This window comes from Pseudomonas syringae pv. coryli str. NCPPB 4273 (genome assembly GCF_000972175.1).
GTDB lineage: Bacteria > Pseudomonadota > Gammaproteobacteria > Pseudomonadales > Pseudomonadaceae > Aquipseudomonas > Aquipseudomonas syringae.
Genome location: NZ_AWQP01000069.1, coordinates 90,507 through 106,361, shown reverse-complemented (window position 1 = coordinate 106,361; position 15,855 = coordinate 90,507). Strand labels below are relative to the sequence as shown.

The 15,855-nt window shown below is 59.9% G+C and carries 14 protein-coding genes; 9 read left to right on the top strand and 5 right to left on the bottom strand.

Translation table 11 applies throughout. The annotated features are described in order from the left end of the window. The first annotated feature begins 99 nt into the window (after window positions 1-99). Window positions 100-645, top strand: coding sequence for a DUF4174 domain-containing protein (locus P406_RS24135; protein ID WP_046237580.1), 546 nt, complete (start codon window positions 100-102; stop codon window positions 643-645). 53 nt (window positions 646-698) lie between these two features. Here the strand turns inward: P406_RS24135 and P406_RS24130 are convergent, their stop codons facing one another. Continuing rightward, window positions 699-1,139, bottom strand: a complete 441-nt coding sequence (locus P406_RS24130; protein ID WP_046237579.1) for a CBS domain-containing protein — start codon at window positions 1,137-1,139, stop codon at window positions 699-701. A gap of 223 nt (window positions 1,140-1,362) precedes the next feature. Here P406_RS24130 and P406_RS24125 point away from each other — a divergent pair, with 223 nt between their 5' ends. Beyond that, on the top strand, window positions 1,363-3,726 hold the full coding sequence (locus tag P406_RS24125; protein ID WP_046237578.1) for a DNA polymerase II: 2,364 nt from the start codon (window positions 1,363-1,365) through the stop codon (window positions 3,724-3,726). Here the strand turns inward: P406_RS24125 and P406_RS24120 are convergent. The 3 genes from P406_RS24120 to P406_RS24110 all read right to left on the bottom strand — a co-directional run bounded on the left by P406_RS24120 (window position 3,723) and on the right by P406_RS24110 (window position 6,845). Further along, window positions 3,723-4,568, bottom strand: a complete 846-nt coding sequence (locus P406_RS24120) for an NAD-dependent protein deacetylase (protein ID WP_046237577.1) — start codon at window positions 4,566-4,568, stop codon at window positions 3,723-3,725. The genes P406_RS24125 and P406_RS24120 overlap by 4 nt on opposite strands. Window positions 4,569-4,788: 220 nt before the next feature. Then, entirely contained in the window at window positions 4,789-5,628 is an 840-nt protein-coding gene (locus P406_RS24115; RefSeq protein WP_032661479.1) for a TIGR03915 family putative DNA repair protein, read from the bottom strand. Next, window positions 5,625-6,845 carry a putative DNA modification/repair radical SAM protein gene (locus P406_RS24110; RefSeq protein ID WP_046237576.1) on the bottom strand — a complete coding sequence of 407 codons (1,221 nt, stop codon included), beginning with the start codon at window positions 6,843-6,845 and terminating at the stop codon, window positions 5,625-5,627. The genes P406_RS24115 and P406_RS24110 overlap by 4 nt, the downstream gene beginning before the upstream one ends. A gap of 356 nt (window positions 6,846-7,201) precedes the next feature. Here P406_RS24110 and aztA point away from each other — a divergent pair, with 356 nt between their 5' ends. The 3 genes from aztA to P406_RS24095 are packed head-to-tail and all read left to right on the top strand — an operon-like array spanning window position 7,202 to window position 9,722. Further along, window positions 7,202-7,948: a zinc ABC transporter ATP-binding protein AztA gene (gene aztA / locus P406_RS24105; protein ID WP_046237575.1), complete on the top strand. Its 747-nt coding sequence runs from the start codon at window positions 7,202-7,204 to the stop codon at window positions 7,946-7,948. Next, window positions 7,945-8,814, top strand: a complete 870-nt coding sequence (locus P406_RS24100) for a metal ABC transporter permease (RefSeq protein WP_046237574.1) — start codon at window positions 7,945-7,947, stop codon at window positions 8,812-8,814. The genes aztA and P406_RS24100 overlap by 4 nt, the downstream gene beginning before the upstream one ends. An 11-nt stretch (window positions 8,815-8,825) precedes the next feature. Then, entirely contained in the window at window positions 8,826-9,722 is an 897-nt protein-coding gene (locus tag P406_RS24095) for a metal ABC transporter substrate-binding protein (protein ID WP_046237573.1), read from the top strand. 53 nt (window positions 9,723-9,775) lie between these two features. Here the strand turns inward: P406_RS24095 and P406_RS24090 are convergent, their stop codons facing one another. After that, window positions 9,776-10,924 carry an aldose epimerase family protein gene (locus P406_RS24090; RefSeq protein WP_046237572.1) on the bottom strand — a complete coding sequence of 383 codons (1,149 nt, stop codon included), beginning with the start codon at window positions 10,922-10,924 and terminating at the stop codon, window positions 9,776-9,778. Window positions 10,925-11,185: 261 nt separating this feature from the next. Here P406_RS24090 and P406_RS24085 point away from each other — a divergent pair, with 261 nt between their 5' ends. From P406_RS24085 to araH, 4 genes are all read left to right on the top strand, one after another. Continuing rightward, entirely contained in the window at window positions 11,186-12,058 is an 873-nt protein-coding gene (locus tag P406_RS24085; protein ID WP_003410035.1) for an SMP-30/gluconolactonase/LRE family protein, read from the top strand. Window positions 12,059-12,243: 185 nt separating this feature from the next. After that, window positions 12,244-13,257: a substrate-binding domain-containing protein gene (locus tag P406_RS24080; RefSeq protein ID WP_003410036.1), complete on the top strand. Its 1,014-nt coding sequence runs from the start codon at window positions 12,244-12,246 to the stop codon at window positions 13,255-13,257. A 55-nt stretch (window positions 13,258-13,312) separates the two neighbouring features. Next, on the top strand, window positions 13,313-14,836 hold the full coding sequence (araG, locus tag P406_RS24075) for an L-arabinose ABC transporter ATP-binding protein AraG (RefSeq protein WP_002553558.1): 1,524 nt from the start codon (window positions 13,313-13,315) through the stop codon (window positions 14,834-14,836). Between the two features lie 41 nt (window positions 14,837-14,877). After that, a complete protein-coding gene (araH, locus tag P406_RS24070) occupies window positions 14,878-15,843 on the top strand; it encodes an L-arabinose ABC transporter permease AraH (protein ID WP_004664988.1) in 966 nt (321 codons plus the stop codon). Window positions 15,844-15,855 lie beyond the last annotated feature (12 nt).

The following is a 15,855-nucleotide window of genomic DNA, read 5'->3' as shown; positions in this document are numbered from 1 at the left end:
CATCGGGCTGTACCGGGATGACCCATATGCGGTAGAACAGACCAGCATCGTGTCGGTCTGTACGCGATGGCTACCCAATGGATTTGAAAGGAGCCCACCATGTTAATCCGGTCCCTGACCCTCGCCACCCTGCTCGTCGCTGCCGGTACAGCGCTTGCTGCCGACAGCGATGGCCCTCTGGCGCAGGAGCGCGGCAAGTCGCGCCCCTTGATCATCATCGCCCCCAGCAGCAACGATCCGGTGCTGGTCAAGCTCAAGAAGTCACTGGACGAGCCTGCCAACCGTGAGGCCTTTGCGCAGCGCAATATGGTCCTGTTCACGGTGGTCAACACCATGGGCGAGCACGATGGTAAAACCATGGACCCGCAGTCGACCATGGCATTGATCCGTGAGCTGAAGCTCGGGGCGGGGACGGGGACCAGGGTCATTCTGGTGGGCAAGGACGGCGAGAAAAAGGTCGATAAGACTCTCAAAGATCCGGAATCGCTAGACCCCAAGGAAATCTTCGCCACTATCGATCAGATGCCGATGCGCGAGCAGGAAGCCGCAGCACCTGCTCCCGAGCCGCCAGCCAAACCTGCGCCGGCCGAAAAACCGGGCAAGCCGGTCAAGGGCGGGGCGCCTGGCAAGACGCTGGACGACTGAGTGAACGGCGCGGCGCGCGGCAAACGCGCGCTGCGCCTGATGCGTTGCTCAGTTCATTCGCCGCGAATGTACTGCTCGAGCTGTTGAATGAGGCTGGCCTGTTCTGCAATGGCTTCCTTGACCAGGTCACCGATGGACAGCAGGCCCAGCAACTGTCCGCCTTCCACCACTGGCAAGTGGCGCAGGTGGCTGTCGGTCATGATGCCCATGCACGCCTCGACGCTGCGTTGCGAGTCGACAGTGATCACCTTGCTGCTCATGATGTCCCTGACCGGTGTCCCCACCGACGAACGCCCCTTGAGGACCACCTTGCGCGCATAGTCCCGTTCGCTGATGACGCCGACCACCACGTTGCCCTCGACCACCGGCAGCGCACCGATGTTCTTTTCAGCCATTAACTTGAGTGCGTCGAGCACCATCTGATCCGGTCCGATGGTATGCACTTGCTGGTTCCGCAGGTCTTTCAATTTCAGTAGCTGGGCGACGGTTTTCATGGGGCTCTCCGTGATCGGGACCTGGATGGCTGTAGTGCATTGCCAGAACCACTACAGAATCATCCAGCACGCAGAAACGAGCAAGCAGTAAATAAGGATCACGGGAATAGGAGGAATCAATTATCCGCGCCCCCAATGTGCCGCTAATTCGCCCGCCAGACGCGCCTTTGGCCTCATAGCCAAGTAGAATCAGTTGTTTCACCGAGCGGTCGAGGTAACAGCGTTGGATGTACAGCAGGGCTTTATACTGAGTCGGCACTGGCAAGATACGCCCGCCGGGACCGAGGTCGACTTCTGGTTGGCCACCGATCAGGGCCCGCGCCATATCCGTCTGCCTTGCCAGCCCTCGGTTGCCTTTATTCCTGCCGAGCAGGGCGAGCGCGCCCGATCGTTATTGCGTACCGAACGTGGCGTAGAGCTACGCCCGCTGGAACTCTGTGATTTCCGTCACCGCCCGGTGCTGGGTGTGTATTGCCAGCAGCATCGCCAGTTGATGAACATCGAAAAGCTGCTGCGCAGGGGCAATGTAGACGTCTACGAAGCGGACATTCGACCGCCAGAACGCTACCTGATGGAGCGCTTTATCACCGCGCCGGTGCAGTTTGGCGGCACGCCGGATGCCGAGGGCGTGCTCTGCGACGCGCAGATCAAGCCGGCGCCCGATTACCGTCCCAACCTGAAACTGGTCTCGCTGGATATCGAAACCACGGCACGCGGCGAGTTGTATTCGATTGCGCTGGAGGGCTGTGGTCAGCGCCAGGTCTACATGCTGGGCCCGGCCAATGGTGGCGACGAGGCGCTGGATTTTCAGCTCGACTATTGCGATACCCGCGCGCAGTTGCTCGAACGCCTTAACGAGTGGCTAGCGCTGCACGACCCTGATGCGATTATCGGCTGGAACGTCATCCAGTTCGATTTGCGCGTGCTGCATGAGCATGCCCAGCGCCTGCAAGTGCCGTTAAGGCTCGGGCGTGACGGTGAAGCGATGGGCTGGCGTGAGCACGGCAGTCGCAACAACCATTTTTTTGCCGACGTGAGCGGGCGGCTGATCATCGACGGAATCGAGGCACTGCGCTCGGCGACCTGGAGTTTTCCGTCGTTCAGCCTTGAATACGTCGCGCAAACCCTGCTGGGCGAAGGCAAGGCCATCGATACGCCATATCAGCGCATGGACGAAATCAACCGCATGTTCGCCGAGGACAAGCCGGCGCTGGCACGTTACAACATCAAGGACTGCGAACTGGTTACGCGCATCTTTGCCAAGACGCAACTGCTGACCTTTCTGCTCGAACGTGCCACGGTCACCGGTCTGCCTGCCGACCGCAGCGGTGGTTCGGTTGCGGCGTTCTGCCATTTGTATATCCCGCTGATGCATCGCCAGGGTTTCGTTGCGCCCAACCTGGGCGAGCGCCTGCCGGAGGCCAGTCCTGGCGGTTTTGTCATGGATTCCCAGCCAGGGCTGTATGAGTCGGTGCTGGTGCTGGACTATAAAAGCCTTTATCCGTCGATCATTCGTACCTTTCTGATTGATCCAGTGGGTTTGATCGAAGGCCTTAGGCATCCTGCGGACAGCGAGTCGGTGCCGGGCTTTCGCGGCGCGCGCTTTTCGCGCACCCGTCACAGCCTGCCAGCCATTGTCGAGCGTGTGTGGCAGGGGCGGGAAGCCGCCAAGCGCGAGCAGAACGCGCCCTTGTCCCAGGCGCTGAAAATCATCATGAATGCCTTCTACGGTGTGCTGGGTTCGAGCGGCTGCCGCTTTTTCGATCCGCGTCTGGCTTCATCGATCACCCTGCGCGGGCATGAAATCATGCTCAAGACCCGCGACCTCATTCAGGCGCAGGGCTACACCGTGATCTATGGCGATACCGACTCGACATTCGTCTGGCTGGGTCGTCCTCACGGGCAGGAAGAGGCGGCAAGCATCGGCAAGGCGCTGGTGCAGCAGGTCAACCAGTGGTGGCGCGAGCACTTGCATGCCGAGTACGGTTTGCACAGCGCCCTTGAACTGCAATATGAAACGCATTTTCGGCGCTTCCTGATGCCCACGGTGCGCGGTGCGGAGGAGGGCAGCAAGAAGCGTTATGCCGGTCTGGTGACCCGTGCTGACGGTTCCGAAGAGATGGTCTACAAGGGCCTCGAAACCGTACGCACCGACTGGTCGCCACTGGCTCAGCGGTTTCAGCAGGAGCTGTACCTGCGGATTTTCAAGCGTCAGCCGTATCAGGATTACGTACGTGACTACGTACAGCGCACCCTGTCAGGCGAGCTGGATGACCTGTTGATCTACCGCAAGCGCCTGCGTCGCAAGCTCGATGACTACCAGCGTAACGTGCCGCCCCATGTGCGCGCCGCGCGGTTGGCCGACGAATACAACGACCAGCAGGGACGACCGCGTCAGTATCAGAGTGGCGGCTGGATCAGCTACGTGATGACCACCGCCGGGCCGGAGCCGCTGGAAATTCGTCACGCCCCGATCGACTACGATCACTACGTGACTCGTCAGCTGCAACCGCTGGCTGACGCGATCCTGCCTTTTGTGGATGACGATTTCAGCACCCTGATCGGTGGGCAGTTGGGGCTGTTTTAACGCGAAACCCGCTGCTCGGCGAGCCACGGCAATACCTGCTCGCAGGACGCCTCGATTTTCATTGCAAGCAGTTCGTCTGCCCGGGTCTTGCCATGGTTGATGGCGATGACCGGCTTGCCCTGTTCGGCCATCGCTTTGCACAGGCGAAATGCCGACCAGGCCATCAGAGAGGTGCCGACCACCAGCAGACCTTCGGCCTCCTCGACACTCTGCATCGCCTTGGCAGCGGTCGGCGCGGCGACGTTTTCGCCGAAGAACACGACGTCCGGCTTGAGCCTGTCGCCTTCACAGTGCGGGCAGCGGGGCACCTTGAAGCTGGCCTCGAAAGCCGGGTCGAGCAGGGTGTCACCGTCGGGTGCCTGTGTCGCGTGGACGCCGATCAGATAAGGGTTTTGCGCCAGCATCTGCTCTTGGATGGCTGCCCGGTCGCTGCGCTGCTGGCAATCCAGACACAGCACCCGGTGCAGGCTGCCGTGCAGTTCGATGACGTCCCGGCTGCCGGCCTGCGTATGCAGTGCATCGACATTCTGGGTGATCAGTCCTGTGATAGCGTTTTCAGCCTGCAACGCAGCCAGGGCCTGATGTGCGGCATTGGCCTGTGCCGCGCGTATCCGCGGCCAGCCGAGCATGGCGCGTGCCCAGTAGCGCTGGCGCGCTGCGGGGTTGCCGAGGAATTCCTGATACATCATCGGCTGTTTGCCACGCCGCACACCGTCCTTGTCGCGGTAGTCCGGAATGCCGGAGGCGGTGCTGATGCCTGCGCCGGTCACCACCAGAAACGGTTTGTCGGCCATCGCCTTGCATAGCGTGTCGAGCAGATGTCGGGTTGGGCTGTCGAGCATGTTTGAACCTCGGGTGGCCTGCCTCTTGTGACGGGTCACATTATCATCTGGCGTGCAGGCAGCGTCGCGGCTGCCACAGCTGTGAGCCGCCGTGGCTGAAGTTGGTTCAATCACGGGTCCTGGCAGCGGACCGCTACCTCGTCAGTCAGGGCACTGTGCTCCGACGCAAGGGGCGTGTGTCCGTTCAACGGGCGGGTGAGGAGGGCTCTGTGCCTCGCTCTCAATCCTTCAGCGCAATTTTCTTGCCGCGTCTGGCGGCGATGTCGCTGGCCTGGCCGTCACGCTGCTTGCCGGTGCGGGCCTGGGTGATGAGGGCCGGAATCAGCGGGCCTTCCGGCAGGTTCTTCCAGAATCGCGAAGGGAAGTGGCCTTCCATGACCTTGGGGTTGAGGCGCGCAGGATTGAAGATGTGGCTGTAGTAGGTCAGCCACAGTTCGCCATGCGGGTCTTCCACTTGCCTGGCCATGGTCTGCCAGGCCTGCGGGCAGCGTCGCTCATGAATCAGTTGTTGGCCGTCGTAATACACGCCGTCCTGAGGCGTGGCGATCATCCAGCGGTGCTGCCCCATGCGGCCGATGAAATGCTCGCTGGCACTGAGCAGAATATCGTGCGCCGGTTCGTGCCAGGCCACGTACTGCGGGCGCATCAGGGCTTCGTCGTCAGCCACGGACGGCAGCGCGACAAACCGCAGGAAGGCGTGCAGATGATGGGCCTCGCGCCTTACCGATTTAAGGCGGCGATGCAATTCACTGCCGAGCCTGTCACCGGCCATCATCGCCGTGCGGTCACCGTGGGTCACCCGCCACAACACTTCGTACAGCAGGCTCCAGCGCTGATCGCCCCGGTAGCGCGAGGCGCTTTCCAGCAACTGCACCAGCTCCAGCGGAACCCGTGCCTGAAACGGCCCGGCTTCCTTGGGGTAGTCTTCCTCACTGCCAAACAGATCGGCGGCATCCGGCGACTTCCAGCTGACCTGGCTGGGGTCGATTTCGTGGCTCAACAGCCAGCGAGCCTGTTGCCGCCAGGTGTCGAACAGGTCGTCGCAGTCGAGGCAGATCATCCCCACAGGCCCATTTGCTGAGGCTGAGGCCGGTCGCGCAACTGGTGATGCAGGAACTCGCTGGTGGTTTCCGCGTGCGGCGGGTGGTAGTCACTGGTAATGATGAACGGCTTGGCCTTGGCCAGTATGCAGCGCATGCGGGTGAGATCTTCATAGCGGATGCGCCGCTGTCTGCGCAACTCGACCAGCCGCTGCGTGGTGCGGATGCCAATGCCCGGCACCCTGGCGATCAATGCAGGGTCGGCCTGGTTCAGGTCCAGCGGGAATACCTGTCGGTTGCCCAGCGCCCAGGCCAGTTTGGGGTCGATGTCCAGCGCCAGGTCACCGGGGCCGTCGAGCAGTTCACTGGCAGTGAAACCATAGCCGCGCAGCAGAAAATCAGCCTGATACAGGCGATGCTCGCGCATCAGGGGCGGTGCCGCGAGCGGAACGCTGTTGGGGCTGTTGGGTATCGGGCTGAACGCAGAATAATACACCCGGCGCAGCTTGAAGCTGCTGTACAGCGATTGTGCGCTGTGCAGGATGGTGCTGTCGTCGGTGGCATCGGCACCGACAATCATCTGCGTGCTCTGCCCGGCAGGCGCAAAGCGCGGCGAGCGAGGCTCGTTGCGCACCGTTTGCTCGCCGGTGTAAATCGTCTGCATGGCCTGCTTGATCGACGCGACGTCCTTTTCCGGTGCGAGGGTCTGCAGGCTCAGGTCGGTCGGCAGCTCGATATTGACGCTGAGACGGTCGGCGTAGCGGCCAGCCTGTTCGATCAGCGCCGGATCGGCGTCAGGGATGGTCTTGAGGTGGATGTAGCCGCGAAACTCATGCACCTCGCGCAACAGCCGGGCAACTTCGACCAATTGCTCCATGGTGTAGTCCGCAGAGCGAATGATCCCGGAACTCAAAAACAGCCCGCTCACGCAATTGCGGCGATAGAAGTCCAGGGTCAGGGTGACCACTTCTTCGGGAGTGAAGCGCGCACGGGGCACATCGCTGGAGCGACGGTTGACGCAGTATTGGCAGTCGTAAAGACAGAAGTTGGTCAGCAGAATCTTCAGCAGCGAAACGCAGCGCCCGTCCGGCGTGTAGCTGTGGCAGATGCCCATGCCATTGGTCGAGCCGAGCCCGGACTTGTCCTGCGAGCTGCGCTTGGGTGCTCCACTGCTGGCGCACGACGCATCGTACTTGGCGGCGTCTGCCAGAATGCTGAGCTTGTCGATAAGCTGCATGAAGTGCCCCTTGACTGTTTGTATATACAGTATAGGGAGGCGTGCAGTGTCACAAGTACCACACGGCGGAGTTCTGCGAGGCGATGCCGAACCGGATGCGCACCGGCGTTTATCTGCACGACTGGAAAGCAAGGTGCCAGCATGAACGTTATTTAATAACATTTGTGCGATTGATATGTAATACTGTAACAAATAGTTGCAGGTTACTTTTACTTGAAAAATCCTTCTGACGCTTCGACAGCAAGCGCTTCGATAGCACGCTCCGTTCTGGCCCAAGCGGCCTGGAAGCGGGTTCTGTTTTCCCTGGCGATACTGATATTGCTCTGGCTGGCCATTGGCTGGTCGGTGGCAGTTCCATGAGTGCCGCCATCGCTCTGGAAAACCTTACGGTGGCGTACGAACGCCGTCCGGCCGTGCACCACATCAGCGGGCGCTTCGAGGCCGGTAGCCTGACCGCTATCGTCGGGCCCAACGGCGCGGGCAAATCGACGCTGATCAAGGCCATCGCCGGAACCATGAAGCCTGCTCAGGGGCGCGTCGACCGCGGGCGTCTGGCAACCCGCACAATTGGCTATCTGCCGCAGGCCGCGGAAATTGATCGCAGCTTTCCACTGAGCGTCGCCGATACGGTTTCGATGGGCGCCTGGCACAGCATCGGCCCGTTTCGCAGTCTGACGCGCAATCATGCGCGTCTGACCGGCGAGGCGCTGATGACCGTCGGCCTCGAGGGGTTTGAAGGGCGTAGCGTGGGCTCGCTGTCGTCGGGTCAGTTTCAGCGGGTGCTGTTCGCCCGGCTGCTGTTGCAGGACGCTTCGGTGATCCTCCTGGATGAGCCGTTCACCGCCATCGACGCGCGCACCACGCGTGATCTGTTGCAACTGGTGCGTGCCTGGCACGGGCAGGGGCGCACGGTGATTGCCGTACTGCACGATATCGAACAGGTCCGTAAGCACTTTCCGCAAACCTTGCTGATGGCTCGCGAAGCCATTGCCTGGGGCGAGACAGCGCAAGTGCTCAGCGTTGCCAACCTGCGCAAGGCGCGCAACATGGCCGAGTACTGGAGCCCGGATGCCTTGTTGTGTGATGCCGAGGACGACGCATGATGCTCTATAGCCTGGTGGTTGAGCCGTTTATCGAATTCGGCTTCATGCGCCGCGCGCTGGTGGCGTGTCTGGCTCTGGGTATCGGCTCTGGGCCGGTCGGTGTGCTGTTGATGTTGCGGCGCATGAGCCTGGTGGGCGATGCGATGAGCCACGCGGTGCTGCCGGGCGCGGCGGTGGGCTTCATGGTCGCCGGGCTGTCGTTGCCGGCAATGGGGTTCGGCGGTCTGATCGCGGGGCTGGCAGTGGCCTTGCTGTCCGGTCTGGTGAGTCGACTGACCTCATTACGCGAAGACGCCAGCTTTGCCAGCTTCTATCTGACCTCGCTGGCCGCCGGGGTGCTGATCGTCTCGCTGCACGGGTCCAGCGTCGATCTGCTGCACGTGCTGTTCGGCACCATTCTGGCCATCGATAACACCGCTATTTACATGGTCGGCAGCATTGCCTCCTTCACCCTGATTCTGCTGGCGATCATCTATCGCCCACTGGTGCTGGAGTGCTTCGATCCGGGCTTTCTGCGTGCGGTCGGCGGGCGTGGCTCGCTGTACCACGTGTTGTTCCTGCTGCTGGTGGTGCTGAACCTGGTCGCAGGTTTTCAGGCGCTGGGCACCTTGATGGCCGTGGGCATGATGATGCTGCCGGCAACTGCGGCACGTTTCTGGACCAACTCGCTGAGTGGCCTGATGGTGATTTCGACACTGCTGGCGACCTTGTCAGGCCTGATCGGCCTGATCGTTTCCTACCACCTTGGCGTCGCCTCGGGGCCGGCCATCGTGCTTACCGCCAGTGCGTTCTACGGCCTTTCCCTGTTGTTCGGACGCACGGGCATCGTGCGCCGGCTGTTTCCCAAACCTCACCTGGCTAACTGAAAAGGTACGTCATGAAACGATTGATGGTGTTGAGTTCCATAGCTGCACTGGCGCTGTCGGCATTCGCCAGCCTGGCACAGGCCAAACCGCTGGAAGCTGTCGCGTCGTTCACGGTCATCGCGGACATGGTCAGTACGGTCGGCGGCGACCGTGTTCACGTAAAGTCCCTGATCGGCCCGAACGGCGATCCGCATGTCTACGAGCCAACACCAAGTGATGCCCAGGCGTTGAAAAATGCCGACCTGGCGTTTGTCAGTGGCCTGCATCTGGAAGGCTGGATGGATCGTCTCATCAAAGCGTCGGGCTACAAGGGCAAGCCGGTAGTGCTCTCTGAAGGGATCAAGACCCGCAGCATGGACGAAGACGGCAAGCGTATTGTCGACCCGCACGCCTGGAACAGCGCCGCCAACGGGGTGATTTATGTGCGTAACATTATCGCCGCGCTGAAGAAAGCCGACCCGGACGGGGCAAGCGAGTATCAGGCCAATGGCGATCGCTACATCGTCGAGCTGCAGCAACTGGACATTTACGCCCGCGATCAGATTCATTCGATTCCGGCCGCCAAGCGCAAGATCCTCACCTCGCATGATGCGTTCGGCTACTTTGGCGATGCCTATGGCGTGACCTTCCTGTCACCGTTGGGCTTGTCTACCGAATCGGAAGCGTCGGCAGCTGATGTCTCGAAACTGATTCGTCAGATCAAGGCCGAGCATGTCAGTGCCTACTTCTTCGAAAACTCCAGCGACCCGCGTCTGGTCAAGCAGATTGCCGAAGCCAGTGGTGCCCAGCCAGGCGGCGAGTTGTATGTCGAAGCCTTGTCGCCAGCCGACGGCCCTGCGTCGACCTACGCGAAGATGTTCCGTTACAACGTCGATACCCTGACTGCGGCAATGAAGCGCAATCAGTAACCTCAAGAGTCGCCAGCCCCTGGGTTTCAGGGGCTGGGCGACTTTCAACGTCCCTAATTATTGAGAAACTTGAACACGGTGGTCTGGGTGTAGGTTTTGCCTGGGTCCAGTCGTGTGCTGGGGAATTTCGGCTGATTGGGCGCATCAGGATAGTGCTGGGTCTCCAGGGTAAAGGCACCCCAGTGCGGGTAGACCTTGCCCGCCTTGCCGTAAATGCTGCCGTCCAGGAAGTTGCCGGTATACAGTTGTACGCCAGGCTCGGTGGTGAATAGCTGCAACCTGCGGCCTGATTGCGGGTCGCTGACCTCGGCGGCCAGTTTCTTCACATCACCCTTAGTGTCGAGTACCCAGTTGAAATCAAAGCCACCTTGTTTGGGTTCGGCATATTTCAACTGCTGGTGATCGTCCTTGATGTGCTTGCCGAACGCGGTGGGCTTGAGAAAGTCCATCGGCGTGCCCGCGACGGCAGGCAGTTCGCCGGTCGGGATCAGCTTGTCGTTGACTGGTGTGTAGTGCGAAGCGTGCAGGGTGGCGACCTGTTTGAGTACATCACCACTGCCTGCACCCGCCAGGTTGAAATAGCTGTGGTTGGTCAGGTTCAGCACAGTCGGCTTGTCAGTGGTGGCGCGGTAGTCAATCTTCAGCTCGTTTTGCTCATTCAGGCTGTAAGTGACTTCGGTTTTAAATGTGCCCGGAAAACCCATTTCGCCATCCGGCGACACGTAGGTTAGCTTCACGCCGACCGAATCACCGGTCTTGGTTTCTTCTGCCTTCCAGAGTCGTTTGTCAAAACCCTGAGTGCCGCCGTGCAGGGCATTGGTCTTGTCGTTGAGCGGGACTTGGTAGGTCTTGCCATCCAGGCTGAACTTGCCGCCTGCCAGGCGGTTGCCGAATCGGCCGATGGTCGCGCCGAAATAAACCGTGCCGTTGTTCTGGTAGCCCTGAACATCGTCGAAGCCCAGGACGATGTCTTCGACTTTTCCGGCCTTGTCAGGCACCAGCAGCGATTGCAGCGTCGCGCCGTAGGTGATGATGCTGGCCTGCACGCCGTGACTGTTGCGCAGGGTGAATTTCTCGACGGCAGTGCCGTCGGGCAGTTGGCCGAAAGTGCTGTGCTCGCTGGAGAGTGCCGCGGCCTGTGCAGTCAAGGTGCTGATCATCAAGGACAGTCCAAGGGTGCTGAGGAGAGCATGTGTTTTCATCTGATCTGCCTGCTTTTATTGTTATTGGTAAGACTATTTGATCGGATTAAAGCCGATGCATGGATTTATAGCCTATAAAATGCCACTTGAAAAATAAATTGTAATACTATTTAGTAGTGCCAGCTTCACTGAGGCGCGGTGCCTGTGGCGATCGATCCGCTGGATGCCTGCGAAACAGGTCGACTGGGCATGCAGGTTGGACAAGACTGCGACGCAAACATCCAAAAAGTGCCTTTACAACAATAACAAAGGACATTTTTCATGAACTGGCTGCCCGTTTCCGAGCACCGTTTCAAGCTGGCCGAGGGCTCCTTCTGGGACGCCGCGGAGCAGGCCTTGTACTGGGTCGACATTGCCGGTTTTCTGGCGTGTCGGCTGGTTGCCGGGGAGTATCGCCAATGGCGCATGCCCGAGCCGGTCTCTGCGTTTATACCGACCGAGCAGGGCGACGCACTGGTGACTCTGGCCAGCGGCGTGTATCGCCTGGACCTCAAATCCGAAAAAACCTCACTGGCGTTGTTCTGCGTGGCAGACCCGACCCCTGGCAATCGCGCCAACGAGGCCCGTTGCGACACGCGCGGCCGCCTGTGGCTGGGCAGCATGCAAAACAATATCGATGCCGAAGGCAAAGACGTACCTTTGGTCCGTCGTTCAGGCGGGCTGTTCCGGGTTGAACCCGACGCCCGCGTGACGCGTTTGCTGGACGGGCAGGGCATCGTCAATACCCTGCTGTGGAATACCGACGGCAGCGTGCTGTACAGCGCCGATACCCTCGACGAAGTGATCTACCAATACCCTGTGCTGGAAGATGGCTTGCTGGGACCACGTCAGGTATGGGCGGCCGAGCAGAGCCAGGGTTCGCCCGACGGCTCGGCAATGGATGCCGAAGGTTATGTCTGGAACGCGCGCTGGGGAGGCAGTTGCCTGATCCGTTTTGCCCCCGACGGCAGTGTCGACCGGGTTATCGAGCTGCCCGTCAGCCATCCCACCAGTTGTGTGTTCGGTGGTCCTGACCTGGAGACACTGTATGTTACCAGTGCCGCGCCTGCCGATGCTCATGGACGGTTCGATGGCGCGGTACTGATGGCGCATGTCGGCGTCAAAGGAACGCTGTGTCAGCGCTTCAGCGGTTGAAAAAGTGCCGCGCCGTCGCCTTTTCTGCAGCGGCGTCGCGATGGGAAATGCAGGAGTGACATTCGGTTACATAGCGGTCATTCATTATATGGTATGACTATTTAATCGGTTCTCGAACGCCTATGCGTTTGCAACCGCCACCTCGCTGAACGCTGTAGCTATTCAATAAAAATAAGGAGTTAGCTATGTTGAGTCGTCACGGGATTCGTTCCCTGTGCTGTGCCGCCGTCACCACCGCCATTCTGGGCATGAGTGGCATCACCTCCGCTGCTGATGAAGTCAAAATCGGCTTTCTGGTCAAGCAGGCTGAAGAGCCTTGGTTCCAGACCGAGTGGGCGTTTGCTGAAAAGGCAGGCAAGGAGCATGGTTTTACCGTGCTCAAGATTGCCGTGCCAGACGGTGAAAAGACTCTTTCCGCTATCGACAGCCTGGCCGCCAACGGTGCCAAGGGCTTTGTGATCTGCCCGCCTGATGTCTCTCTGGGCCCTGCAATCGTGGCCAAGGCCAAGGCGCTCGGTTTGAAAGTCATGGCCGTGGACGATCGTTTTGTCGACGCCAAAGGCAACTTCATGGAGGACGTGCCATATCTGGGCATGGCAGCCTTTGAAGTGGGCCAGAAGCAAGGCGCCGCCATGGCCACCGAAGCGAAGAACCGCAAGTGGGATGAGGGCGGGTGGAAAGGCACCTACGCGATCATCAACACCTACAACGAGCTGGACACCGGCAAGAAACGCACTGACGGTTCGGTGAAGGCGCTTGAAGAGGCCGGTTTGCCGAAAGATCACATCCTGTTCACCGCGCAGAAAACCCTTGATGTACCAGGCAGCATGGACGCCACCAACTCGGCGCTGCCAAAACTGCCGGGTGATGCGAAAAACCTGATCATCGGCGGCATGAACGACAACACTGTGCTGGGTGGCGTACGCGCGACGGCGAGCAATGGTTTCAGCGCGAAAAACGTTATCGGGATCGGCATCAACGGCACCGATGCCATTGATGAATTGAAGAAAAAAGAGAGTGGCTTCTTTGGCTCCATGCTGCCGAGCCCGGACAAGGAAGGCTACAACACCGCGCTGTATATGTATAAGTGGGTCACCGAGGGCGTTGAACCGCCTAAATATACCGCTATGGACGATGTGACACTGATCACCCGCGCCAACTTCCAGGAAGTATTGACCAAGATCGGTCTGTGGAAGTGAGTTGACTGAGGGGCCTGATTTTCAGGCCCCTCACACGTGCGAGGAGGTTGGTTTCATGCAACAGGCTATCGAGCAAACATCCATAAACGGTGCCTTGCGCTTCAACGGCATCGGCAAGGTTTTCCCCGGCGTAAAGGCGCTTTCGGACATCAGTTTCGAAGCGCGCCCCGGCAGTGTTCACGCCTTGATGGGCGAGAACGGTGCCGGTAAATCCACGCTGCTGAAAATCCTCGGCGGCTCTTATCAGCCCAATAGCGGCACCTTGCAGATCGGTGAACAGAGCTACCAGTTCAAATCCACCGCCGAGAGCATTGCGGCGGGTGTGGCGGTGATTCACCAGGAATTGCATCTGGTCCCGGAAATGACTGTCGCCGAGAACCTGCTGCTTGGGCACATGCCCAATCGTTTCGGTTTGATCAATCGTGGCGCGATGTACCGTCGGGCGGGCGAGCTGCTCAAAGGCCTGGCTGACGAAATCGACCCGCGCACTCGCCTGGGTGATCTTTCACTGGGCCAGCGGCAATTGGTGGAAATCGCCAAGGCCATGTCACGCAATGCGCACGTCATCGCTTTTGACGAGCCCACCAGCAGCCTGTCGGCACGTGAAATTGACCGGTTGATGGCGATCATCGTGCGGCTGCGCGACGAGGGGCGGGTGATTCTTTACGTATCCCATCGCATGGAAGAAATCTTCCGTGTCTGTGATGCCGTAACGGTATTCAAGGACGGTCGGTTTGTAAAAACCTTCGAGCAGATGGCCGATCTGGATCATGACCGGCTGGTGACCTGCATGGTCGGCCGGGATATTCAGGACATCTACAACTACCGTCCGCGTCAGCATCAAGGGCCCAGCCTGCGAGTGACCGGGTTACTGGGGCCGGGGTTGCATGAACCTGTGAGTTTTGCCGTAGAGAAGGGTGAAGTGCTGGGGTTCTTCGGGCTAGTGGGCGCCGGGCGTACCGAGCTGTTCCGTCTGCTGTCGGGTCTGACCCGCAGCACGGCAGGCACGTTGCAGTTGGACGGCAAGCCATTGACGCTCAAGTCACCGCGCGATTCGATCGAAGCGGGCATTCTGCTCTGCCCGGAGGATCGCAAGAAGGAAGGTATCGTGCCGCTGTCCAGCGTCGCGGAGAACATCAACATCGGTGCACGGCCCCGGCATGTGAATCTTGGCTGCCTGATCCAGGGCCGCTGGGAGCGCGACAACGCGCGCAGCCAGATCAAGTCGATGAACGTCAAGACACCATCGCCCGAGCAACAGATCATGTTCCTCTCCGGCGGCAATCAGCAGAAGGCGATTCTCGGTCGCTGGCTGTCGATGCCGATGAAGGTCCTGTTGCTGGACGAGCCCACCCGCGGGATTGACGTCGGTGCCAAGTCCGAGATCTACGAGATCATTCACAACCTGGCCGCCGACGGGATTGCGGTCATCGTGGTGTCCAGTGACCTGATGGAAGTCATGGGTATTTCCGACCGCATTCTGGTGATGAGCGAAGGCGCGATCACCGGTGAACTCAACCGCGATGAGGCTGATGAATCGCGACTCCTGCAATTGGCTCTGCCTCGCACGCGCAGCTGATAACCGGTCCCCTGACCATGAACAATAAGAAAGAGGTGCATATGTCTACCGAATCCAGCCTGCAGGCTCCCCGTCAGGGCATGAACCTGCGTCGTTTTGCCGATGACTGGGTGATGCTCCTGGCTGCCGTGGGAATCTTCCTGCTGTGCGCCGTGTTCATCGACAACTTCATGTCACCGCTGAACATGCGGGGGCTAGGCCTTGCGATTTCCACCGTAGGCATTGCTGCCTGCACCATGCTCTTTTGCCTGGCGTCCGGGCACTTCGACCTGTCGGTCGGTTCGGTGCTGGCCTGTTCCGGGGTGATCGCCGGGATTGTTATCCGCGACACCGACAGCGTGTTTCTCGGTGTTTCTGCCGCGCTGGCGCTGGGGCTGGTGGTTGGCCTGATCAATGGCATCGTGATTGCCAAGCTGCGCATCAATGCCCTGATCACGACCCTGGCGACCATGCAGATCGTGCGCGGCCTTGCGTATATCTTCTCCAACGGCAAGGCCGTCGGCGTCTCCAACGAGGATTTCTTCATCTTCGGCAACGGCCAGATATATGGCGTGCCGGTGCCAATCCTGATCACCATCGCCTGCTTCATATTCTTCGGCTGGTTGCTCAACTACACCACCTACGGGCGCAACACCATGGCTATCGGCGGCAACCAGGAAGCTGCACTGCTGGCGGGTGTGCATGTTGATCGCACCAAGATCATCATCTTCGCGGTTCACGGGCTTGTCGGGGCACTGGCTGGCGTGGTTCTGGCTTCGCGTATGACCTCGGGGCAGCCAATGATCGGTCAGGGCTTCGAGCTGACCATCATCTCGGCTTGCGTACTGGGCGGTGTTTCGCTGAGCGGCGGCATCGGCATGATCCGCCATGTAATCGCTGGTGTGTTGATTCTGGCGATCATCGAGAATGCGATGAACCTGAAGAATATCGATACGTTCTACCAATACGTGATTCGCGGCACGATTCTGTTGCTGGCGGTGATCATCGACCGACTGAAACGTCGCTGACCGGCGCGGCGC